This is a genomic window from Flavobacterium sp. DW-iso2 (assembly GCF_058725285.1).
In genome coordinates, this window is sequence record NZ_JBZXDY010000022.1 from 1 (window position 1) to 23,526 (window position 23,526).

The 23,526-nt window shown below is 34.0% G+C and carries 21 protein-coding genes; 11 read left to right on the top strand and 10 right to left on the bottom strand.

The genetic code is table 11. The annotated features are described in order from the left end of the window. Positions 1 to 356: 356 nt before the first annotated feature. The 3 genes from AC4PRO_RS13720 to AC4PRO_RS13730 all read left to right on the top strand — a co-directional run bounded on the left by AC4PRO_RS13720 (position 357) and on the right by AC4PRO_RS13730 (position 2,875). The gene (locus AC4PRO_RS13720) at positions 357 to 1,253 is read left to right on the top strand and encodes a 3-hydroxyacyl-CoA dehydrogenase (protein WP_492117726.1); all 897 of its coding nucleotides are present in this window, start codon (positions 357 to 359) and stop codon (positions 1,251 to 1,253) included. 181 nt (positions 1,254 to 1,434) lie between these two features. Continuing rightward, entirely contained in the window at positions 1,435 to 1,671 is a 237-nt protein-coding gene (locus AC4PRO_RS13725) for a transposase (RefSeq protein WP_492117768.1), read from the top strand. Positions 1,672 to 1,957: 286 nt separating this feature from the next. Then, positions 1,958 to 2,875 carry a bestrophin family protein gene (locus AC4PRO_RS13730; protein ID WP_492117727.1) on the top strand — a complete coding sequence of 306 codons (918 nt, stop codon included), beginning with the start codon at positions 1,958 to 1,960 and terminating at the stop codon, positions 2,873 to 2,875. Here AC4PRO_RS13730 and AC4PRO_RS13735 read toward each other — a convergent pair. Next, positions 2,872 to 5,130, bottom strand: coding sequence for an acyl-CoA dehydrogenase family protein (locus AC4PRO_RS13735; RefSeq protein ID WP_492117728.1), 2,259 nt, complete (start codon positions 5,128 to 5,130; stop codon positions 2,872 to 2,874). The genes AC4PRO_RS13730 and AC4PRO_RS13735 overlap by 4 nt on opposite strands. A 196-nt stretch (positions 5,131 to 5,326) precedes the next feature. Between AC4PRO_RS13735 and AC4PRO_RS13740 the strand changes: the two genes are divergently transcribed. Further along, on the top strand, positions 5,327 to 6,328 hold the full coding sequence (locus tag AC4PRO_RS13740) for an LLM class flavin-dependent oxidoreductase (protein ID WP_074723333.1): 1,002 nt from the start codon (positions 5,327 to 5,329) through the stop codon (positions 6,326 to 6,328). A 6-nt stretch (positions 6,329 to 6,334) separates the two neighbouring features. On the opposite strand, the gene AC4PRO_RS13745 is transcribed toward AC4PRO_RS13740, so the two are convergent. The 3 genes from AC4PRO_RS13745 to scpC all read right to left on the bottom strand — a co-directional run bounded on the left by AC4PRO_RS13745 (position 6,335) and on the right by scpC (position 9,800). Then, positions 6,335 to 7,267, bottom strand: a complete 933-nt coding sequence (locus tag AC4PRO_RS13745) for a transglutaminase-like domain-containing protein (protein ID WP_074723332.1) — start codon at positions 7,265 to 7,267, stop codon at positions 6,335 to 6,337. Between the two features lie 22 nt (positions 7,268 to 7,289). Then, positions 7,290 to 8,141, bottom strand: a complete 852-nt coding sequence (locus tag AC4PRO_RS13750; RefSeq protein WP_492117729.1) for a substrate-binding domain-containing protein — start codon at positions 8,139 to 8,141, stop codon at positions 7,290 to 7,292. 141 nt (positions 8,142 to 8,282) lie between these two features. Further along, complete coding sequence (gene scpC, locus AC4PRO_RS13755) at positions 8,283 to 9,800, bottom strand: succinyl-CoA:acetate CoA-transferase ScpC (RefSeq protein ID WP_492117730.1); 1,518 nt, start codon at positions 9,798 to 9,800, stop codon at positions 8,283 to 8,285. A 170-nt stretch (positions 9,801 to 9,970) separates the two neighbouring features. On the opposite strand from scpC, the gene AC4PRO_RS13760 reads away from it, so the two are divergent. Further along, complete coding sequence (locus AC4PRO_RS13760) at positions 9,971 to 10,777, top strand: AraC family transcriptional regulator (RefSeq protein ID WP_492117731.1); 807 nt, start codon at positions 9,971 to 9,973, stop codon at positions 10,775 to 10,777. Between the two features lie 342 nt (positions 10,778 to 11,119). Here AC4PRO_RS13760 and AC4PRO_RS13765 read toward each other — a convergent pair whose 3' ends face one another. From AC4PRO_RS13765 to AC4PRO_RS13780, 4 genes are all read right to left on the bottom strand, one after another. Then, a complete protein-coding gene (locus AC4PRO_RS13765) occupies positions 11,120 to 11,668 on the bottom strand; it encodes a GNAT family N-acetyltransferase (protein ID WP_492117732.1) in 549 nt (182 codons plus the stop codon). A 113-nt stretch (positions 11,669 to 11,781) separates the two neighbouring features. Continuing rightward, on the bottom strand, positions 11,782 to 12,651 hold the full coding sequence (locus tag AC4PRO_RS13770) for a nucleoside phosphorylase (RefSeq protein ID WP_492117733.1): 870 nt from the start codon (positions 12,649 to 12,651) through the stop codon (positions 11,782 to 11,784). A gap of 105 nt (positions 12,652 to 12,756) precedes the next feature. Next, on the bottom strand, positions 12,757 to 13,086 hold the full coding sequence (locus tag AC4PRO_RS13775) for a translation initiation factor (RefSeq protein ID WP_074723326.1): 330 nt from the start codon (positions 13,084 to 13,086) through the stop codon (positions 12,757 to 12,759). A gap of 150 nt (positions 13,087 to 13,236) precedes the next feature. Further along, the gene (locus AC4PRO_RS13780) at positions 13,237 to 14,187 is read right to left on the bottom strand and encodes an isopenicillin N synthase family dioxygenase (protein ID WP_492117734.1); all 951 of its coding nucleotides are present in this window, start codon (positions 14,185 to 14,187) and stop codon (positions 13,237 to 13,239) included. Between the two features lie 172 nt (positions 14,188 to 14,359). Between AC4PRO_RS13780 and AC4PRO_RS13785 the strand changes: the two genes are divergently transcribed. Together AC4PRO_RS13785 and AC4PRO_RS13790 are read left to right on the top strand one after the other, a co-directional pair. After that, complete coding sequence (locus tag AC4PRO_RS13785; RefSeq protein WP_492117735.1) at positions 14,360 to 16,336, top strand: alpha-ketoacid dehydrogenase subunit alpha/beta; 1,977 nt, start codon at positions 14,360 to 14,362, stop codon at positions 16,334 to 16,336. 68 nt (positions 16,337 to 16,404) lie between these two features. Beyond that, complete coding sequence (locus AC4PRO_RS13790; protein ID WP_492117736.1) at positions 16,405 to 18,153, top strand: DUF885 domain-containing protein; 1,749 nt, start codon at positions 16,405 to 16,407, stop codon at positions 18,151 to 18,153. 189 nt (positions 18,154 to 18,342) lie between these two features. Here AC4PRO_RS13790 and AC4PRO_RS13795 read toward each other — a convergent pair whose 3' ends face one another. Further along, positions 18,343 to 19,236: a LysR family transcriptional regulator gene (locus AC4PRO_RS13795; RefSeq protein WP_492117737.1), complete on the bottom strand. Its 894-nt coding sequence runs from the start codon at positions 19,234 to 19,236 to the stop codon at positions 18,343 to 18,345. A gap of 94 nt (positions 19,237 to 19,330) precedes the next feature. Here AC4PRO_RS13795 and AC4PRO_RS13800 point away from each other — a divergent pair, with 94 nt between their 5' ends. From AC4PRO_RS13800 to AC4PRO_RS13810, 3 genes are all read left to right on the top strand, one after another. Beyond that, positions 19,331 to 19,903: an NAD(P)H-dependent oxidoreductase gene (locus AC4PRO_RS13800; protein WP_492117738.1), complete on the top strand. Its 573-nt coding sequence runs from the start codon at positions 19,331 to 19,333 to the stop codon at positions 19,901 to 19,903. A 22-nt stretch (positions 19,904 to 19,925) separates the two neighbouring features. After that, entirely contained in the window at positions 19,926 to 20,216 is a 291-nt protein-coding gene (locus tag AC4PRO_RS13805) for a putative quinol monooxygenase (RefSeq protein WP_492117739.1), read from the top strand. A 113-nt stretch (positions 20,217 to 20,329) separates the two neighbouring features. Next, positions 20,330 to 20,554 (top strand): hypothetical protein, encoded by a 225-nt coding sequence (locus AC4PRO_RS13810; RefSeq protein ID WP_074723322.1) that lies wholly within the window; start codon positions 20,330 to 20,332, stop codon positions 20,552 to 20,554. A gap of 86 nt (positions 20,555 to 20,640) precedes the next feature. On the opposite strand, the gene AC4PRO_RS13815 is transcribed toward AC4PRO_RS13810, so the two are convergent. Next, a complete protein-coding gene (locus tag AC4PRO_RS13815; RefSeq protein ID WP_492117740.1) occupies positions 20,641 to 22,185 on the bottom strand; it encodes a hypothetical protein in 1,545 nt (514 codons plus the stop codon). Positions 22,186 to 22,339: 154 nt separating this feature from the next. On the opposite strand from AC4PRO_RS13815, the gene AC4PRO_RS13820 reads away from it, so the two are divergent. Continuing rightward, positions 22,340 to 23,515, top strand: a complete 1,176-nt coding sequence (locus tag AC4PRO_RS13820; protein ID WP_074723398.1) for a 2-isopropylmalate synthase — start codon at positions 22,340 to 22,342, stop codon at positions 23,513 to 23,515. Positions 23,516 to 23,526 lie beyond the last annotated feature (11 nt).

Below are 23,526 nucleotides of genomic sequence, written 5' to 3' on the forward strand. Positions count from 1 at the left end.
AGTCTTGCATTTGGTATAATTTGGAAACACAAATATCAAGATTTTAATATTTCCCCACAACATTTTGTCTTGATCCAGTGTAATACTAATTTTATTCTAAAAAATGATATTGCAATTCAGTAATTCTGAACTCTTTAAAAAATCCCCTGATGCATTTTATTGTATTGGAGATTATTTTCAATTGATTAAGCTTAATTTTTTAGTAAATTTAGGGTACTCAATAGGATACTATTTTATTCATCTTGCAAAAAACAGCTGGTAAATAGCAAGCATGTTATTCCGTAAAAACTAACTTTTAAAATAAGTATCTTACTATATTTGATTAAAATATTATTAAAAAATTAAAAACTATAAATATGAATTATAAAAATATTACCGTTGCCGGAAGTGGTGTTTTAGGATACCAAATTGCGTTTCAAACAGCGTTTCATGGTTTTCATGTCATCGTTTACGATATTAATGATGAAGTGTTAGAAAAAGCAAAAACAAAATTCAATAGTTTGAGTGAATCATATAAAAAAGATTTAAATGCAACACAAGAACAATTAGATAAAACCTTTCAAAACCTTAGTTACAATTCTGATTTAGCTGCAGCAGTTGCAAATGCAGACTTGCTAATTGAAGCGGTACCGGAAAGTCCAGCAATAAAAATAGATTTTTACCATAAATTGGCTAAAGTCGCCCCCGAAAAAACTGTTTTTGCTACAAACTCATCAACGCTTTTACCGAGTGAATTTGCAGATGCTACAGGAAGACCTTCAAAATTTTTAGCCTTACATTTTGCTAATACGATTTGGATTCATAACACGGCAGAAATCATGGGACACGCTACTACAGATCCAAAAGTTTTTGAAGATCTAGTTAGTTTTGCCAAAGCTATTGGTATGCTGGCTTTACCGCTACATAAAGAGCAGCCAGGTTACATACTTAATTCTTTGTTAGTGCCTTTGTTAAGTGCGGCAACTAACTTGCTTGTGAATGAAGTTGCTGATCCACACACTATAGATAAAACTTGGATGAAAGCAACTGGAGCACCTCTAGGACCTTTTGCGATTCTAGATGTAGTAGGTATTACAACAGCTTATAATATTAATAAAATCGCAGTAGAGAAAAACCAAGATGAGTTAAAAATAAAAACAGTAAAATACTTAAAAGAGAATTTTATTGATAAAAATAAATTAGGTGTTTCAACTGGTGAAGGGTTTTATAAATACCCAAATCCAGCATATAAAGATCCTGATTTTTTAAAATAGCTTTTAGCTAACTTTATAGACTCTGATAAGGCTGTCCGAAAAGTAAATTTTGGGCAGTTTTTTTTGTTTACTATTTTGATTATTAGTTTATTTAAGTTAAAAAATTAAGGTTTATGTAGCCAGTTTTTAAACATCATTCTGTTCATCAACAAGAATTTTTTCGTAAAATTTAAATGATTTAATCTCAAAGGATCATGCTGCAAGATTAATTGATTCAGTTGTTGAGAAACTCGAGATTTTGAACATCTTTTCGAAATATAAAGGTGGTGGAACGTCAAGTTATCACCCTAAAATGGTACTTAAAATTCTATTTTATGGCTATTTAAACAATACTTATTCTTATAGAAAAATCGCTAAAGGAGTAAAGGGAAATATTTATTTTATGTGGCTTTCAGGTGGGTTGCAAGCAGATTTATAACTATAAATTACTTTAGAGGGCAAAAATTAAAAGGTAGCATTGAAAATTTATTTCGACAATTAGTAGATATAATGTTTGATTTTGAATTAGTTAGTCTTTAAAAACAGTTTATATACTAAGTTTTTATAGATAACCTATATAAAGTGGTTCTGATTGCGCGTACAACTTCTCAAGAAATTGAGAAGTTTTTTTGATCTTAATTTTATTAAATATAACAGGTGTTAATTTAAAATTAATCAAAGCTAAACTTAGCAAGGGAGTACGCATAAATCATTAAATTTACCAAATGATTACAAAGAAAAAAACAAACTGGTTCGGAATGTTGTTTGAATGGAACGGTTCAGTCCTTCCTCAATTATTACCCCGCTTATTTATACTTTTCCTATATACGATCGCTATTGTCTACTTTAGAGATTCTTTACTCGAATACCATCTTTATATCAACCCAGCAATTTTTACTCTCTTTGGAATTGCCTTAGCTATTTTTTTGGGTTTCAGAAATACTGTTAGTTACGATCGATTTTGGGAAGGTAGAAAGCTTTGGGGTGCACTATTAAATGATACGCGTTCACTTGCTCGTCAATCACATACGCTGGTAGACGGGGAGGATTATGAAAAACAGCGAACTCATTTCATACTAATGCTGATGGCTTTGGTTCATGCTTTAAAACATCAATTAAGAGAAACAAATCCTGATGCTGATATGAAACGCCTATTAGCAAATTATTATGATCAAAAACTACAAACAGCTGTTTTTAAACCTATTGTTATTTTAAAAAACTTGGGACTTTGGGTAAATAAAGCCAAAAATGATGGGAAATTAGATAGTATAACACAGGTCGCTTTTGATGAAAATCTCAATAAATTATCAGATATTATAGGAGGTTGCGAAAGGATTGCCAGCACTCCTATACCTTATACTTACAGTGTTTTATTACATCGTACAGTCTATATTTATTGCTTTTTACTTCCTTTTGGTTTTGGGGAAAGTATGTTGTGGACTTTGCCTTTTGTGATCGTTTTTATTGCCTATACCTTTGTGGCTCTTGAAGCGATTGCAGATGAGTTAGAAGATCCATTTGGTATCGAACCTAATGACTTAGCCTTAGACGCTATGTCTGCTATGATTGAAAATACACTATCTGAGATTGATAATAAACATATTGAACCTAGTAAAAGCGCTAATGGTTACTATATCACTTAGAATGCAATAGGCGCAGCAAGGCAACTGTCAGGAATATCAAATGCATTTACCAAGGAAACAGCATCTGGTCTAATTTCCCAGCACAACTGATTGACTATCTTGCGTATGGCTTTTGTTTTTACAGCTTCCATATAACCATCCTCAAGATACCATCCTTTATTTTTTTCAATCTGCGAAAGTGCATACAATTGATATAATTTCAACATGACTTCTTTGCAATTTTTGTCTTCAATTACTTGTATGGCCTCTTGAAACTGCTCCAATACAACTCGTTCAAGATAGGCCTGAGCGACATCAATCATTTGATGCTGCACAATATTAAAAGCATCATAAGGATCAAGTCCGCTATCAATTAGTTTTTTTATTCGCTTTGCTGCAGATGCCAAAGTCGTTTTTTCCCTGTATTGAAAAGCTTGTAAATGAAACTCCTCATCAATTAAATGGGAATCATCCGTTTTTCTGGTTACTATTGGATTCTTTTCAGAAATAGCCGTTTTAGCATTCTCATAAACATAATTAATCATTCCCATTGCATCCATTTTGCCAAATGATTTTCTAAATTCTGATAAACGATTTTTGGCAACTAGTTGCATTAATACGGTATTGTCGCCTTCAAAAGTGGTATAGATTTCAGTATCATTTTTTAAAGCATCAATACGATTTTCGGATAAATAAGCTTTGCCGCCGCAAGCCTCGCGACATTCCTGTAAAATAGCAGTGGTGCTCCAAGTAGAGTAGGCCTTCATACCCGCGGCAAGGGCTTCAATCTCCTGCATTTCAGATTCGCTTTTAGTAATGAAACGATTCGTAACGTATTGCAATGCAAAATGGATTGCATATGTTTTTGCCAGCAATGGAAGAAGTCGTCGTTGATGGATACGGTAATTTAATATTGGAACTTCTGAGCCTCCTTCGGGCCCAAATTGTCTGCGCTTATTGCTATATCTAATTGCAATTGTTAAACCAGATTTGGCTGCAGCCAATGCAGATCTCGGAATTCCAATTCGGCCACCAACCAAAGTTCCTAGCATGGTAAAAAATCGTCTATTATCACTTGGAATTGGGCTTTCAAATTCTCCCTTTTCATTTATCGAGGCAAAGCGATCTAGCATATTCTCTTTTGGAATAACTACATTATCAAAACGAATAGTTCCATTATCGACTCCATTAAGTCCCATTTTAAGTCCACAATCACCTATAGTAATTCCTTTTAAAATTGTACTGTTGGTATCTCGAAGCGGAACGATAAAGGCATTCACCCCATAATCAGTTTCACCAATAATTAATTTTGCAAAAACAGTAGCCATTTGTCCGTGTACAGCAGCGTTTCCAATGTATTCTTTTTGTGCCTTTTCATGCGGTGTATGAATGGTAAATGTTTGGTTTTTATGATTATAGGTCGCCGTTGTTTCCATTCCTTTGACATTTGAACCGTGATTCGTTTCTGTCATTGCAAAACAGCCAGGGAGTTGTAGTGAGCCAATATCTTTTAAGTACTTACTGTAATGTTTTTCTGTGCCAAGTGATTGAATGCTCATTCCCCAGAGTCCAAATTGTACGCCAAACTTTATTACTAAGCTTAAATCATGGTAACTTAATGTTTCCATGATTGCAAAATAATCTTGAATGTTTCCGCCACCGCCATATTGTTTTGGATAACCCATATTACCTAGATTTTCATCTGCGAGTATTTTACACCACTCATAGACTTTTTCACGATAAACAGCAGTGTCTGTAGGAGTTTCATATGCAAACTCAGGTCTGCTGATAACAGATTTTACTTTTTTAATAATTTCGGCTTGTTTTCCATCCAGAATTTGAGTTAGTTTTTCTATTTCAAATCTATTGCTGGTCTGATAATTTGAAGTAAAGGTATTTGCAATTGTTTCGAAATCCGCCATTGCTTCTTCGCCTGATATCCCTAAATCATTTTCGAGTTTTACAAAAGCAGGTTTAAGATCGCTGATGGTTCTATCATTTTCAGAAAGTAAAATTGAAATATCAAAAAGGGATCTTGTTAAAGGGTTTTTCTGAAGAATAATTTCAATTTCAGATTTCCAATTAGCCACGACTTCTCTAGATGGTGGAGATGACACAGCAATTTTTGAAAGGAGAGATTCCTGTTCCTCTTTCGAAAGCCAGCTCTGGGAAACGATAAACTTTTGTAAAGTCAAGAATTCTTTTTGACTCAAGAGATCATCAGACCATACGAGATAAAAAAGAGGTATAAAGGCTTTGAGTTTTAAATTTTCCATAATGAATTTGAATTACGTTTTTAAACTTCTTCAATATAGCGAAATTTAACTATCGAACATGAAAACTAGAAAGAAAATAGATGACCTTCAAAAGTTAAGTTTAAGATACCCTTTTTTAACTTCCTATTAGTATTTGTTTGTGCCAAAACAAATAATACAATCCTTACTTTTGTAGTTACGATAAGAAAATAAATCCATGAATATAAATAATCACTCCCATACAAAAATATCAGTTCTAGACCTTGCAATAGTTAGGGAAGGTGGTAGTGCTTCCGATACTTTTAAGAACAGTCTTGATCTTGCCCAGCATGTCGAAAAGTGGGGGTATAATCGATATTGGTTAGCAGAACATCATAATATGCCAGGGATTGCCAGTAGCGCAACTTCTATTTTAATTGGATATGTTGCTTCAGGAACAACTACTTTAAGAGTGGGTTCAGGGGGCATTATGCTACCTAATCACGCACCGTTAATCGTAGCAGAACAATTTGGAACCCTTGCCACACTTTTTCCTGACCGAATTGATTTAGGATTAGGTCGTGCTCCAGGAACAGATCAATTTACGGCAGCAGCCTTGAAAAGAGATGAACATGCGGCTCAGGAATTCCCAGCTAATGTGGAAGAATTGCAACTGTATTTTTCTGAGGGAAATAAAAAAGGGCGAGTTCGCGCTATTCCCGGAGAAGGGGTAAACGTCCCAATCTGGATTTTAGGTTCGAGTACTGACAGTGCTTATTTAGCCGCCGCAAAAGGATTGCCTTATGCTTTTGCTAGTCATTTTGCCCCTGCTCAACTACTTACCGCCATAGCAATATACCGTAATAATTTTCAACCTTCAGAGCAATTACAAGAACCTTATGTTATTGCTTGCATTAATGTAATTGCAGCCGATTCTGATGATGAAGCGGAGCGATTAGCGACTTCTTTTAAGAGATTGTTCCTCGGAATTATAACAGGAAACAGACAGCAGCTTAAAGAAGCGGTTGATCCTGGGGAAGGTTTTATGGATCCAATGGAAGAAGCGGCATTGCAACAAATGATTGCCTATACCTTCATAGGGGGATCCGAAAAAGTAAAAAGAGAATTAGACTATTTTCTTGAAAAAACCAAAGTCGATGAATTGATGGTAGCCTCTGCTATTTATGAGCATGAAGCCAGACTTCATTCCTACGAAATTTTAGGACAATTAGAAATCTAATTACACTTAGTAGAGCGTCAGGGCACCCAGTATTTCTTCTGATAGGAAAGGCCCTCCAGGGTATTTAGCGGTATAATCAAGGTTAAGCCAAACTTGACCACGTTCATCTATATGGTAGTGCAGTTGCTTTTTATAGCTTTCCTTTTCAAAAAGCACATTTTTAATCAAATAATTGACAGTTTCCAGATCATTCAAGGTACCTATGAGAATTTCCGGGTAAATATGCCCTTTAGTGTGAATTAGTCGAGGAGTTCCTCCAATGGCTCGTACAGCAGCAGCCATCAAAATAGAATGGTCGTCACAATCTCCAGAGAAATAGTTCAAGGACTCACTAGCAGTTGCAATATAGTCTCCGTCTTTTGGGTCACTTACATAATTCCAACGACTATTTATTTCTTTAAACACTGCAAAGCATTGAATTATGGTTCTATAATCAGAGTAGCCTTTTATATTTTTGAAGTGTTCTGAAGTAGCCATTACAGCAAAATTCCTTACTCTGGGATTTTCATACTCAATGGCATTAATAATTTTTGATTTATTGGGAAATGGCAACAGTTTCGCAATGATAATATCTTGCGGGTTTGGATTATCAGACATGGTGTATAACATCGAATCATAATCTTCATAAACACTGTTGAAACCATAATTTCCAGATGCTGTACCGTAAAACAAAACTAAAATATATAAGAAAATACATATTATAATAATGGTTCTTAAAAGTCTTAAAACCAACTGTATTGCAACGATTATTAGCAAGAACAAGAGGATACGGTCAATATTAAAAAACCAGTTTAACTCAATTAAATTCTCATGGGCAATAATGAAAAGAGGAATCGCAATTAAAATATTCATAACAAAAATGATAACGTCATCCCAAGGTTTTTTAACCCGAAGTTTTTGTATATAATATTTAAAAGGAATGTTTTTAATGTTTACCATAATGAACCCAAAAATCAAAAAACTAGATTAGTTCTACAATTTCATCAAAAGTACCTATTTTATCAATGATTTTCAGTTGAAATAGTTGATTTTGAACATTGTTTAACATTTCGGTTGTTAATGGTTTTTCTGACCATTCTGTTAATGATAGCCATTCTTGAATATCTTCTATTTTTTGATTGTAATTAACGGCTAGCATTCTGTCTATATTTGGAATGTCTTTGAAACTTTTGGTGGATTTATTGATAGTACTCAAGATGCTTTTAATCACATCAGGGTTATTTTCTACTATTTCATTACGAACAGCAATTACGAAGCAAGGCCAAGGCGTTGGGCAGTCCCCAATTCTTCTAAATAATCCTTTGTCTACTAAGGGTTTAGTCATAAAACGTTCCCACATAAAATAATCGGCACTGCCATTGCTTAAGGCTTCAACGGCTCCATCGATGGTATTTACAATTTCAAACTGAAGGTTATCTACTTTCCAGCCTTGCTTATTTGCATTTACGTAAGCCATTAATTGAGAACCAGAACCCAAACGGGAAATAGCTACTTTTGTATTTTCTAAATCAGAAAGGCTTTTGTATTTTGACTTAGCTGCTACGTGAATTCCCCAAATTAAAGGGGATTGCACATAAATTTGCACAATCTTACTATGATTGCCGGCAACGATATCTTTTACAATACCTTCCGTTAGAATTACCGCAATATCAGTCTCCCCATCGCGCAGCATCTGACACATTTTTCCTGTTCCCTCAGGAACATCGGTCCACTGTAAATCAATATTATTAGCTTCAAAATCGCCTTTTTCTATGGATAAGTGCCAAGGTAAATTAAAATGTTCCGGTACTCCCGCAATTTTTATTGTTTTCATTTTACAAATTTATTGCTAAGGTAGTAAGAGATAAGAGGATTTCAAATAAAAGAAATACTTATAAATTGAAATAAAAAAATTCCCTAAACATCGGCAAAATGAATAGGGAATCAACAAATGTAAAACTAAAAAAAACTATATTTAAGAAGATAATTCAACTGATTTTTTTTGCTTCATACTTCCTGTTTTTGCTAATCGGTTATAAAAAGAAAAAGCTTCTTCAAGTAGGTGAGGCGTTTGTCCGCCACCTAAACAAGCACGATTGTAATAATCAGATAGTTCCTCTTTGTAATCTGGATGGGCACAATTTTCAATAATTACTTTTACGCGTTCTCTTGGAGCCAATCCTCTCAAATCGGCCAGTCCTTGTTCAGTTACTAAAATATCTACATCATGTTCAGTATGGTCTACATGAGGAACTATGGGTACCACATGAGAGATTGCATCGAATTCTTTAGATGCTGACTGTGTGACAAAAATGCTCAAAAAACTATTTCTAGCAAAATCTCCAGATCCACCAATGCCATTCATCATTTTAGTCCCTGAAATATGTGTTGAATTTACATTGCCATAAATATCAAATTCGATAGCGGTATTAATAGCTATAATTCCCAATCTTCTAATCACTTCTGCGGAATTACTTATGTTTTGAGGACGAAGAATCATTTTGTCTTTATATTCATCAAAATTTTCTAAGACATGTTTGTAGCAGGCCTCCGAAACGGTAATCGATGATGCCGAAGCAAAATCCATTTTTCCGGAATCGAATAATTCAAAAGTGCTGTCTTGCAATACTTCAGAATACATGACTAAATTTTCGAAATTTCCTCTTGAAAATCCTGACATCACTGCATTGGCAACTTTTCCAATACCAACTTGTAATGGCATTAATGATTTTGTCAGTCTGCCAACTTTAATTTCATTTTCAAAAAAAGCAAGCAAATGATCAGCAATCGCAGTTGTTTTTTTATCCGGAACACTAACCAAAGCAGCACTATCTGGGAGTTCTGTAAATACAATTCCGACTACTTTTTTCGGGTCAATAGTTATATAATCGACTCCAATTCTATCATCGGAAGATTTGATATTGATAACATCTCGATTTGGATATTTTTCATGCATAAAAATATCGTGTAATCCTTTGAAATTTAAAGGTATGGAAGTGTTTATTTCGATAATAATTTTATCTGCTAAATGAGCGAAAGTGGCCGAATTCCCCACCGAAGTCGTAGGTATAATATTTCCTTTTTCGTCAATATAAGTAGCTTCAAGAATAGCAAAATCTAGTTTAGGTAGATGTTTATTTTCCAATAATTCAGCGGTCTCACTTAGGTGTTGGTCAATGAAGAGGACATTTCCTTCATTGATTTTTAGCCTCAGAGAACTGTCAGCCTGAAAAGGCATCCTTTTGTATAATGCATTATTTTTGGCTAAATCAGCATCAGTGTTATGTCCTAACGAGGCGCCAGTAATAAGTGTAATAGCGACATTTTCGAATTCTGCTTTTTTGGCAAAGGCAGGAAGTACCGCTTTGCTATCACCAGCTTTTGTAAATCCACTTGTACCAACTACCATTTTATCTTTTAAAAAATCGGCAGCTTCTTGTGCAGAAATTACTTTGTCTTTGTAACTTTGAAATCGAATTCGCTCTAAGTGCATAATTTATATTTTTAGTACGGAATTTAATAATAATCCGTATGTTTTATTAATGAATTAAAAACAATTGACATTTTAAATTATTAATATTACAATATTACTGAAATTTATAATTGACAAAATATTCTAAAAAGACAAATATGTATTCATTTCGGACACTATAAGATCGATAAATGATAGAAGAAAAATATTATATAAATAAAGTTGACACTGATAAAAAGAGCATTTATTGCCATCATGATTTGATGGGCGAATTGCTAATTCCAACCCATAAACATGACAAAGCTCAGATGTTATATACTGAAGGCGGTATTGTTTATGTGATTACACAAACCAATACTTATTTCTTACCAGCCCGCCATTTTATGTGGATTCCGAAAGGTGTAGAGCACAGTATTCATACCAATTCTCAAAATATAATAATGCGTAATTTATATTTTCCGGTTAAAAAGAATGAGCATACTTTTTATGAAAGCGAAGGGATTTATCCAATCAATGATTTGCTACTTCAAATGATGCTTTTTACCAATAGATGGGATGGAAATTTAATAAAAGGAAGTAGAAATTATGATATAACCAAAGCAATTAAAGCAATCTTACCTACAATTTGTTTGAATAACTTGCCACTATCCTTGCCTTTTTCTAAAGACGTCCGGCTAACAAAAATAGTAAAGTACTTAGATGATAATTTAGGGGAAAGCATTTTTTTTTCTAAAATAGCTGTTCAATTCGGATTTAGTGAGCGCTCACTGTATCGATTGTTTCAAAAAGATTTAGGGATGTCATTCATACAATACCTCACTATTCGAAGAATTTTAAAAGCAATCGAATTATTGTTAGAAAAACACCTTACCGTCAATGAAGTGGCGCAAGCTGTAGGCTATAATAGTGTGCCAACTTTTAGTAATACTTTCTACAAAATCCTTAGACAGCGACCGTCAGACTATATAAATGGAGAGCGAATTCTAAAAAAAAATTAGCAATTTGATTTGCTAACTTCTTTAATTTTTTCCAATATTCAATTTAAAGTACTTCGCAAATTTATCTAAAGTATAATCAATCAGTTCGTCTGCCGCTTTGTATGTATCAGGGTTAAAAGTTCCCGAAGCATGATTAGCAATAATAGCATCCAGCGATAAAGTATTGTGCCTTAAAAGCGTCGAAGGTCAATGTACTGCAGCAGTTTCGAATTCTTTGTAATATTCCGCCAAGGGTTTAGTCATAATATGTTCTTAAGTAAAATAATCGGCACAGCCATTGCTTAAGGCTTCAACAACCTCTTCTATGGTTTCTACAATTTCCAACTAAAGGTTGTCTATTCTTCAACCTTGATTATTTGCATTTAATTCATACCAAAGACAAGCAATCCCTTTCCAATCAAACTCGTTTTTTTGTTGCATTCCTAGTTTCTCTAGAATCCTACGCGAACCAACATTTTCAATATTTGCGGACGCATACATTGTTTTTATGTCCATAGTATTGAATCCGTAATCGAGCCAGGCCTTTGCCGATTCGTAACCAAATCCTTGTCCCCAATAATTTTCAATAAATCGATAACCTATTTCGTAGAAGTTAACATGACCATTTTCTGGTTCAGTAATGAATTTTATGCCGCACCAACCTATAAAAGTATTTGTTTCTTTCAGAATAACCGCATAGCGACCTATTCCGTTTTCAAGGTATTGGTTTCTGATATTGGCGATATATTTCCTGCTTTCTTCTATTGAAATAACGGGATGATTACCCAGAAACTCATGTACATTTGGATTTGAATCCAAAAGAAACATTCCTTCCGCATCGGAAGGAATAATTTTTCTTAGTGTTAAACGATCAGTTTCGATAGTAGCATTCATGTTACAGTGAGTTGGCATTTGTACTATATATTTTCGGCCGAATGGAACCGGAAATCTTTTTTTGAGGTTTTCATCAAAAAAAAGAGTGCAATCTCGTCTTTGGACGAGACGGGAAATAGCTGCTAAATCAATTAATAATTAGCTAATTTGTCTAAAGTATACGCAATCAACTCGTCTACTGCTTTGTATGGATCTGCACTAAAAGTTCCTGTAGCACGATTTGCAATAATGGCATTTAATGATAACGCATGGTGTCCTAAAAGTGCGGAAAGACCATATATTGCAGCAGTTTCCATTTCGAGATTAGTGATTCTATTATCTTCAAATTTGAAATTATCCATTTTAGAATTTAAACTTTCGTCTTGAATATTCAAACGCAATATACGACCTTGAGGCCCATAAAAACCTCCAGCAGTTGCTGTAATTCCTTTGTGCATTTTGTCGCTTTCAATGATTTTTTCCAGTTTTTCTGAACAGGCAATTACGTAAGGTTTTCCTTTGTGCACATCCCAATTAGCATGTTTTACAAAAGCATCTTCCATCCCTAGGATTGACACTTCATCAATAAGATAGGAGCGAAGCATGTTATCGAGTCCTAATCCAAATTTAGCCATCACAAAACTATCCACAGGAATATCAGCGTGTAAAGAGCCTGAAGTTCCAATTCGGATGATATTTAGCGAAGTCAGCTTTTCTTTTGGTTTGCGGGTTTCTAGATCAATATTTACTAAGGCATCTAATTCGTTGATTACGATATCAATATTATCAGGGCCTATTCCTGTTGACATTACCGATATTCGTTTACCTCTGAACATTCCCGTTTGAGTTTTGAATTCTCTTTTTTGTGTAGAAAATTCGATGCTGTCAAAGAATTGCGTAATTTTTTCCACACGGTTTTGATCACCCACAAAGATGATGTCGTGAGCAATATGTTCCGGTTTTAGATTCAAGTGATAAACACTTCCGTCTGGGTTTAATATTAATTCTGATGATTGTATCATATGTTTTTATGTTTTGCCCTAAAGGCGCTAGGTGATTTTTGTATTTGAAAAATTATTAAGTTATTTTAGACTGAATACTAAAAACTGATCACTGATCACTTTTTATTAACCTCCCACACGTTTTACTTTAAAGCCTTTCACCTTTAGTATTTCCATAATTTTATCGCGGTAGTCTCCTTGAATGATAATGGAATCATCTTTAAAAGTGCCGCCAACGCTTAACTTGGTTTTAATTTCTTTAGCAAGAATTTTAAAATCTTCGTCTGAACCTTCGTATCCTTCAATTATGGTAGTGGCTTTTCCTTTTCTTTTTTCGAATTTGCAAATCATAGGTTCTTTTTGAACGTATAATTCATGGGCAACTTCTTCCTCAGCTTCCACTGGAGCTGGTTCGTGATCTGGAAACAGATTTTTTAATTGGTCTTGTAAGTCCATGTTTTATTAATTATATATTTATAAGCCATTATGGTTTTAAGAAAATTACGCTTCTTTACAGAATTAATCGTTATTTTCTTAATGGTAAAAAAGGAAAAAGACATTAAGAATACACCTAATGTCTTTTTACAGATAGGATAAATTTAAAGATTATTTTTTAATTAATCCTAAATCTACTAAACGTTCGTATAAATAGTCACCAGCGGTAATATCTTCAAACTGTTTCGGGTTATCTGCATCAATACAGTTTTCTAAACAATTTAACGGCATATCACTAACAGGGTGCATAAAAAACGGCACTGAATATCTTGAAGTTCCCCATAATTCTCTCGGTGGGTTAACCACTTGGTGAATTGTAGATTTCAATTTATTGTTAGTATGACGCGATAACATATCGCCCACATTAATTACTAATTCATCCGGTTGAGCAATGGCATCAATCCATTCGCCTTTGTGGTTTTGAACTTGTAATCCTTTTCCTTGAGCTCCCATCAATAGGGTTATCAAGTTGATATCACCATGAGCAGCGGCGCGAAGGGCGTTTGCGGGTTCTGAGGTAATAGGTGGGTAATGAATAGGTCTTAAAATCGAATTTCCGTCTTTGGCATAATTGTCAAAGTAAAATTCGTCCAGACCTAAACGCAAAGCTAAAGCTCTCAATACATAAACACCGGTTTTTTCCAGCATTTGGTAAGCTTCTTTACCTACAGCGTTGAAACGGGGTAATTCTTTAACTTCTACATTTTCTGGGTATTCTGAAGCGTATTTTGAATTTTCGCTCACATACTGACCAAAATGCCAAAATTCTTTCAAATCTCCCTCTTTTCTTCCTTTGGCATGTTCTGTTCCAAAAGAAACATAGCCTCTTTGCCCTCCAATTCCTGGGATTTCATAGCTATGTTTAGTTTCTAATGGTAAAGTGAAAAAATTTCGTATTTCACCGTACAATTCTTCTACCAATTGATCATCTAAGAAGTGACCTTTTAGTGCTACGAAGCCAATATCTTCAAATGCACTTCCGATTTCATTTACAAATTTTTGTTTACGTTCCGGGTCGTCCGAAAGGAAATCACGCAAGTCAACACTAGGAATGTTTTGCATATAATACTTATTTTTTAATAACTTAGAAGGCGTTTAAAACCTAACAAATACAAATATATTAAATAATTTTATAATAGAATTTTAAATGATTGAAACAAGATAAAAAATATAACAATTTTAACCAAAACTGTTATATTTTTTTATCTTTGAATCGCGTACTAAAGCCAATACAATGAACTTTGACAGAAAAAACCTTACTGAAGAAACTTTAATTGATCTATATAAACGAATCCTTAAACCAAGGCTTATCGAAGAAAAGATGCTTATCCTTATTCGGCAAGGAAAAGTATCCAAATGGTTTTCAGGAATTGGACAAGAGGCCATTTCGGTGGGAGTGACGGCAGTTTTGGATAATGATGAATACATCTTGCCAATGCACCGAAACTTAGGGGTATTTACCGGTCGTGATATTCCATTGTACCGTTTGTTCTCCCAATGGCAAGGAAAAGCCAATGGTTTTACTAAAGGACGGGATAGAAGTTTTCATTTTGGAACACAACAATATAAGATTATCGGGATGATTTCGCATCTTGGGCCACAGCTAGGCGTTGCTGACGGAATCGCATTAGGCAATAAACTAAAGAAAAACGGGAAAATTACCGCAGTTTTTACCGGTGAAGGTGCTACCAGTGAGGGAGATTTTCATGAAGCTTTGAATATTGCTTCGGTTTGGGAATTGCCTGTGATGTTTGTTATTGAGAATAATGGATACGGCCTTTCGACACCCACAAACGAGCAATACCGTTGTGAAAACCTTGCAGACAAAGGAAAAGGATATGGGATGGAAAGTCATATTATTGACGGAAATAACATTCTGGAAATATATAATTTACTCTCAGAATTGAAAATTTCGATGATTGAAAGACCGCGCCCAGTTTTATTGGAATTTAAAACTTTTAGAATGCGGGGCCATGAAGAGGCGAGTGGTACTAAATACGTTCCTCAAGAATTAATGGATGAGTGGGCCGCAAAAGATCCTGTAGAAAATTATCGAAATTTTTTAATTGAAAACGGAATCCTTACGGACGATTTTGATACCACATTAAGAAGCGAAATCAAAAAAGAGATCGATGAAAATCTAGCTATTGCCAATGCAGAACCAGAAATAGAGGCGATATTAAGTGAAGAATTAAATGATGTTTTTCAATCATTTAACCCTGAAGTAATTAATCCTTCAGAAGATACAGAAAAAATAAGATTTATAGACGCCATTTCTAGCAGTTTAAGGCAGTCGATGGAGCGTCATAATAACTTGGTTATCATGGGTCAGGATGTTGCTGAATATGGAGGTGCTTTTAAAATCACCGATGGATTTGTAGCACAATTTGGAAAAGAACGCGTAATCAATACACCTATATGTGAGAGTGCTGTAGTATCTGCCGGAATGGGATTGTCCATCAACGGATACAAGGCGATTGTCGAAATGCAGTTTGCTGATTTTGTTTCGACAGGATTCAATCCTATCGTGAATTTATTAGCGAAGTCACATTACCGTTGGTTAGAAAATGCAGATGTTGTGGTTCGAATGCCTTGTGGCGGCGGAACACAAGCTGGGCCTTTTCATTCACAGACCAATGAAGCTTGGTTTACTAAAACTCCTGGATTAAAAGTGGTGTATCCTGCTTTTCCTTATGATGCAAAAGGATTACTAAGCGCTTCTATTAATGACCCAAATCCAGTACTATTCTTTGAACACAAACAATTATACCGTAGCGTGTATCAAGAAGTCCCGAAAGACTATTACACCTTACCATTAGGCAAAGCTGCTTTATTAAAAAAAGGAAACGATGTTACGATTATCGCTTTTGGAGCTGCCGTACATTGGGCATTAGAAACTTTAGATAAAAATTCAACAATTTCAGCCGATTTATTAGATTTAAGAACTTTACAACCTTTGGATACTGAAGCTATTTTTGCTTCCGTTAAGAAAACGGGGAAAGTAATTATTTATCAGGAAGACAGCATGTTTGGTGGTATTGCCAGCGATATATCGGCGATGATTATGGAGGAATGCTTTAAATATCTAGATGCTCCGGTCAGAAGAGTAGCGAGTTTAGATACGCCCATTCCGTTTACAAAAGCACTGGAAGATCAATATTTGCCGAAAGGCCGATTTGAAAAGGATTTATTGACGCTTCTAGCGTATTAATTATAGATTTTAAAATGCTGTTCGTTGAATAGCATTTTTTTTTATCTTTAAAATCTCAAAAACAACCAATGAAAAAAAATATTATCTCCATTCTGTTCCTAGTTTTACTGTTTTCATGTCAGAAGAAAGAAGAAACAAAAGCTCCAATCGATTCAAATAAAGCTTTCGAAAAATACAAAGAAAATTTTGTTACTTCTCTTTGGGAATTGTATCCGGATTGGGCTGCCAGTCAAGGATATCATCAATTGGATAGTGTTTTGGTAGTTTCGGATAACGTGTACAAAAAAAGACAATTAGATTTTGCTCATGCGCAATTGGACTCCTTGCAAAATTATCCTTTGGAAAACCTTTCAGACAATAATATCATTGATTTTTACATGATTCAAAATCAATTGAAAAGCTCTATTTTTTCAATTGATAAGCTAAAATCATATGAATGGAATCCAGCAGAATATAATGTTTGTGGCGCTTTCGCAGAAATATTAAATGGAAAATATGATGCTTTAGAGGTACGTCTACACAGTTTTAATGTTAAGATGGATGCCATTCCAGTTTATTATGAAGCAGCAAAAGCAAATATTAAAAACCCAACATTAGAGCATACCGCCCTTGCTATTTCTCAGAATTTAGGAGGAGTATCTGTTTTTGAAAAAGATTTGATTTCTGCTTTAGGAAAAAGTAAACTATCCAATACCGAGAAAAAAGAAATTAGAGATAAAGCAAAAACAGCGGTTCATGCCATTGTAGTTTATGCCAATTGGTTAAAGGATTTGAACAATAAAACGCCGCGCTCTTTTAGGTTAGGTGAGAAATTGTACGCTGAGAAATTTGATTTAGACATTCAGTCTAGCTATAGTGCCGATACTATTTTTGCAAAGGCAGTAAATCATAAAAAGGAACTGCACGAAAAGATGTTTGTTTTGGCCGATTCCTTGTGGCCAAAATACATGAAATCAATACCTAAGCCAGATGATAAGTTGCAATTGATCAAAATGGTAATAGACAAAATTTCGCTACAACATACTACACCTTCTAAATTTCAGTCGGAGATAGAGAAACAAATACCTGAACTCGTTGCGTATGTAAAAGCCAAAGATTTACTTTATATAGATCCTTCAAAGCCGCTGGTTGTGCGCAAGGAACCGAGTTATATGGCTGGAGTTGCAGGAGCATCGATTTCGGCACCTGGACCATATGATAAAAATGCCAACACCTATTATAATGTAGGAAGCATGTCAGGCTGGAGTGCAGTAAAATCAGAGAGTTACTTAAGGGAATACAATGATTATATTTTGCAAATCCTAAACATTCATGAGGCAATACCGGGACATTATACTCAATTGGTATATAGCAATCAGTCGCCAAGTCTCATTAAAGCGATTTTTGGAAATGGAGCGATGGTAGAAGGCTGGGCAGTTTATGCCGAAAGAATGATGCTGGAAAGCGGATACAAAAATTCACCTGAAATGTGGCTGATGTATTATAAGTGGAATTTAAGGACGACTTCTAATGCAATTTTAGATTATAGGGTGCATACTAAAAACATGAGTAAGGAAGAAGCCATGAATTTATTAGTTACTGAAGCTTTTCAGCAGCAAGCGGAAGCAGAGGGAAAATGGAATCGCGTTAGTTTATCTCAGGTTCAACTATGTTCTTACTTTACGGGCTACACTGAAATTTATGATTTTAGGGAAATGCTTAAAAAAGAAGAAGGTGCTACATTTAACCTAAAACAATTCCACGAGAAATTTTTGAGCTATGGTAGCGCTCCTGTAAAATACATTAAGGAATTAATGATGAAAGAGAGAAAAAAGTAACTAAAATCTACTGCGTTCTAAAATTTACCCAGAATGTAGTAGATGATTATAAACATAATGACTGTTCCTACGCAACCGCAACCCATTTTTTTTGCTCCGTAACCGGCGATAATTGTTTTAAAAAATCCGTTCATAAGTTTAAAATTTAATGATTTATAAAATTAAACTATATTACCAGAATAACAAATTTTAGTTTAACTCGATGAAGATTTTCTTAATCAAAGCGATTTCTTCCTCATACATTGTCTTTTTTCTGGTTGCAAAATAGAGTGTGTTTTTTAGTAGTGTTTTCCCTTCCCAAATAATTTTAATAGAACCGTTGTCAATTTCTTTTCGGCAAAGAAAATCAGGAACAACAGCTAATCCTTTGCCACTGCTCAAACAACGTACAATAGAATTTAGATTTGGAACAATATAGTTAGGTCTGAAATCAGGATGTTTATTGAAATTTAATTGCCAAAAACGACGTAAATGTTCCATGTCGCCTGTAGTTCCGTACCATTTTTGCTGTTTCAACCAATTTTCAATGGCTATCATGTTCTCTTCTTTTGCGATAGCATTAAAGGCGGTACTGTCAATTTCATTTCCACCCACCAAAATAATCGTTTCTGAAGAAAAATCCTCATATTCAATACCATTTTTAACGACCATTTGTGGCGTAATAATTAAATCTAAAATACCTTTTTCTAATCTGTCTATCATCTCAGGGTATTCACCAAATTGAATGATAACATTAAAAGGTAAGGTCGAAATATACTGTTCTAAAGTAATTTGAAAGGTTTCAAAACACATACCAATACTTATTGTTGGCGTGTTTTTCTCCGTACTTCTTTGAAAATTTTTTTCTGCTTCTTCTAGTTTTGAAAGAGGTTCAATGATGAAATTATAGAGTACTTTTCCTTTTTCGGTAGGTACCATTTTTCGACCTGTTCGATCAAATAATTTGTAACCCACATAATTCTCCAAAGAACTCAAATGTAGACTCACACCGGGTTGTGAAATAAATAATTCTTCTGCAGCGCTGGTCAACGTTCCAGTTTTATAAACTACTTTAAACGTTCGATACCATTCTAAATTTACCATAACTATTATAATTATGATGCAAAGGTATAAATTATGTTATTTTAATAATAGAAGTATCCGTTTTATCTTTGCTTTATAAATTTAAAGAAACAACATGAAAAAAATATTTATAATAAACGGAGGTCAGAAATTTGGTCATTCAGGTGGACGCTTTAATGATACTATTGCTAACGCTACGGCTACATTTTTCCATAGTCATGCTAATTTTGAAGTGAAGTCAACCAACATAAATGATGATTATGACCCTGCTCAGGAAGTAGAAAACTTTGTATGGGCTGATGTAATTATTTACCACACTCCAATTTGGTGGATGCAATTGCCCTTTGGATTCAAGAAGTACATCGATGTCGTTTTTACCGAAGGTCATGCCAAAGGAATCTATAAAAGTGACGGGAGATCTGCTGCTAATCCTACAATTAATTACGGAACCGGAGGGATGCTTCACGGTAAAAAATATATGGTAACCAGTTCTTGGAATGCACCAAAAGAAGCTTTTACTTTACCGGGGGAATTTTTTGATCAGCATAGTGTTGACAATGGGGCTTTATACGGCTTTCATAAAATGAATGCTTTTACTGGTATGGTACCGTTAGAAAGTATGCATTTTCATGATATAGAAAAAATGCCGACGTTGAAAAGGATCTCAAATCTTATAATAATCATTTAACAACGCTCTTTATAAATTAATTATGAAAATACATTTGACCGTTATCTTAAAAAGTAAAAAGAAAGATGTTGCTACTTTACGCGCAGCTTTACTTGATTTAGTTAAGAAAAGTACACAAGAAAAAGCTTGTTTACAATATGATTTACACCAAAACAAAGACGACGAAACCGTTTTTATCCTTCATGAAACATGGGAGAATGAACAGGCATTAGCACTGCACAATGATCAAGTATATCTAAAAGATTTTTTTGAGGATTGTAAAATTTTATTAGAAGAAAAGCCAAGAGTGTTTAGTACAAATCATTTAGTCTAAACCTCTTTTTGTTTTGCTTCCTTTTTATAGAAGCTCATTCTATCATAATTTGTCCGCTAGATTTTGAATGTGTAATTTTGTCAAAAATTAGAATCTAAAAATTAATTTCAAAGATGAAGCCTTTAAATGAAAAATTAATACTGAAAGACGCTACAATAAATAAAGTGCAATTTGATAAAGAATGGTTTTATAAATTGGACGATATCGCATTTTATTTAAAAGAAGATCTATCAGAAGTAGAATTCATCTTTTTACCCATCGTAATCGATGGAGAGCAAGAGTTTGTAAAATGTTGCTCTTTTGATGACATAATTAGAGCGAGAAAAGAATATAAGTAATGAAGCCAAAATAAGGAGTCCGTCTAAAATCTAAGTTTAGGCGGACTCTTTTTATAGGACAAATTGATGCTAGTTTACTTGATTCACTACCGGTTATTTAGTTTTGCTTTCTCTCTTATTATATCGGCAATTTTTCTATTTTCTATTTTACTTTCTAGCCATGAGATGATATCTAAATAATTGAAAGCTCTTTTTTCATAGGTGTTTCTTTCCAATTCAATAAATCGTTCTCTCATTTTTATGAACTCCTTCTTAATGTCACTTGGATAAAACGAATTTAAGTTTTTCATGAATCGAATGATTTCTTTCTGCACTTCATGCATGTCATTCATTTTTAATAAGAATTTGTATGTGCTTTTTAATTGGGATTCTAAATTAAAATCTTTCCCCATTTCGTAATGCTCGATTAGATAAAGCAGACGAGCAAAACACATCAAATCCTCACGCATTGTAAGGTTTTTGTTGTTTATGATCTTCTCCAGATAGTAGATGGATTCGGCATACTTTTCAGTACCAAAATAAATACAGGCTATTTTATAGTAAAACATCATTTCGTGATGTTCATCAAGATGTTCGCTATGCAGTTTAATCTTTTCTAACACTTCTGGAATCAGATACTCACTTTCTTCAAAAGTGCCTTCTAGGATATGGTAATTTAATTTATTGTTATACAGATATAAGAAAGACAAGGAAGCAATATTGTCATTCACCGGAAAACGAGGGTCTTGTATAGTCTCTTCTAGTTTTAGTAAGTATTTTTTAAATTTAGATTTGTATTTCAACATGAATAAGGACTCGAGTAAATAGTGATTCCCTTTTATGAAAAATACCGGATTCAAATAAATCATATTTGGATTGTCATAAAATAGAGTAACCCATTTATAGGCGTATTTATAACTTGCTAAAAAGTCCTGAACCAAAAAACTACGCCAAAGGTTAGCATTGTAAAACCAATATTTTTCACGAAATCCAAATTTACTTTCATCAAATTTAGTAATATGTTTGTGAAAATAGTCGTCGATATAATGGTACTCTTCATCACTTTTCACATAACCAGTTTTCAACATCATACCATAGAGTTGAAGGGATAAATTAGATAACTTACTGGAAATGGTGTTTTTATAGTTTAATTCTTTGGCTTGAATTACTAGTTCATCTGCTCTTCCTTGAATACTTCGGGTGATGTATTGGGACTCGATTAATTTCTCAAATTCGACAATTTCAAAAGCCATGTACTTTTCATCGTTTTCTAATGCTTGGATTTTTGTCTTATCCAGTAATTTTAAGCTCTGCTTGTACAATCCTTTATTGTATAGGATGCTAGCAAAGTCAATTTGCTCTCTTAACTGATAGCGAATGTTTTGGCTTGGAATATTCAATCGAATACTCACTAGAATCTGTTTGTACAAATACGATTTTAAATTCGATAATTGTACTTTTTTGATGATGCCGCTTTTCAATATAAGTTTTTCATCATAGACTTCCGATTTGTCCAAAATATTAAACAGCTCGATAAATTTTGTATTCGAACTGGTCTCAAGTCGACTTGCAAAAATCTTAAATTGTCTTTTTTCTGATTTCGATAAGGATTTTATTAGTACGAATAAAAAATCTTTTTGATGGTTAGCCATTGTATAATATAGGAGCTTAATTGTATGTAAATCAATATTTTACAAAGTATTTGCTGTCTTTATAAACAGTATATTTCATTAAATTGGATTTTATTTTATTGTAATGAAATCTAACTTTGTTATCGAGATGTGAAATTACATTAAATAAATGAAAATGAATAGAGAGAAAGTCCAAATATTTGATACTACTTTAAGAGATGGAGAACAGGTTCCCGGATGTAAATTAGATACCAAACAAAAACTCGTTATAGCAAATCGATTGGATGAAATGGGTGTTGATATAATCGAAGCTGGATTTCCTGTTTCTAGTCCTGGAGATTTTTTATCCGTTTCTGAAATTAGTAAAATTGTAAAAAATGCGACTGTTTGTGGATTAACCAGAGCGGTAAAAAATGATATAGATGTTGCAGCAGCAGCTTTAAAATATGCTAAAAGACCACGCATTCATACAGGAATAGGTACCTCTGAATCACATATTGTTCATAAATTAAATACGACAAGAGAAGATATTATTGTTAGAGCAAAGTTTGCAGTTGCTCATGCGAAATCTTATGTAGAAGATGTGGAGTTTTATGCTGAAGATGCAGGAAGAACTGATAATGAATTTTTAGCTCGAGTCTGTGAGGAAGCAATAAAATCAGGAGCAACGGTATTAAATATACCGGATACGACAGGATACTGCCTGCCAGAGGAATACGGAGCAAAAATTAAATATTTACGTGAAAATGTAAAAGGAATCGAAAACGTTATTCTTTCCTGCCATTGTCATAATGATTTAGGAATGGCGACTGCCAATTCTATTTCAGGAGCTGTTAACGGAGCCCGACAAATTGAATGTACTATTAATGGAATAGGCGAAAGAGCCGGAAATACAGCGCTTGAAGAAGTGGTAATGATTTTCAAACAACACCCTTATTTAAATTTATATACTGATATTGATGCCAAACAATTGAATGAAATGAGTCGTTTGGTTTCTGAAAGTATGGGAATGATGGTACAGCCTAATAAAGCCATAGTAGGAGCAAATGCTTTTGCACACAGTTCAGGAATTCATCAGGATGGTGTGATTAAAAATAGAGCTACGTATGAGATTATGGATCCTTTAGATGTAGGTGTTAATGAGTCTTTAATCGTTCTTACAGCCAGAAGTGGTAGAGCTGCATTAGCTTATAGAGCAAAAAAAGTAGGTTATGAACTTACAAAAGTACAATTAGATAGAGTGTACATAGAGTTTTTGAGATTCGCAGATGTAAAAAAAGAAGTGGTTGATGATGATATACATCAGATTATCGAAGCCTGTAAAATAGAAAGTGATTTAATAAGAAATTAATAACCGGAAGC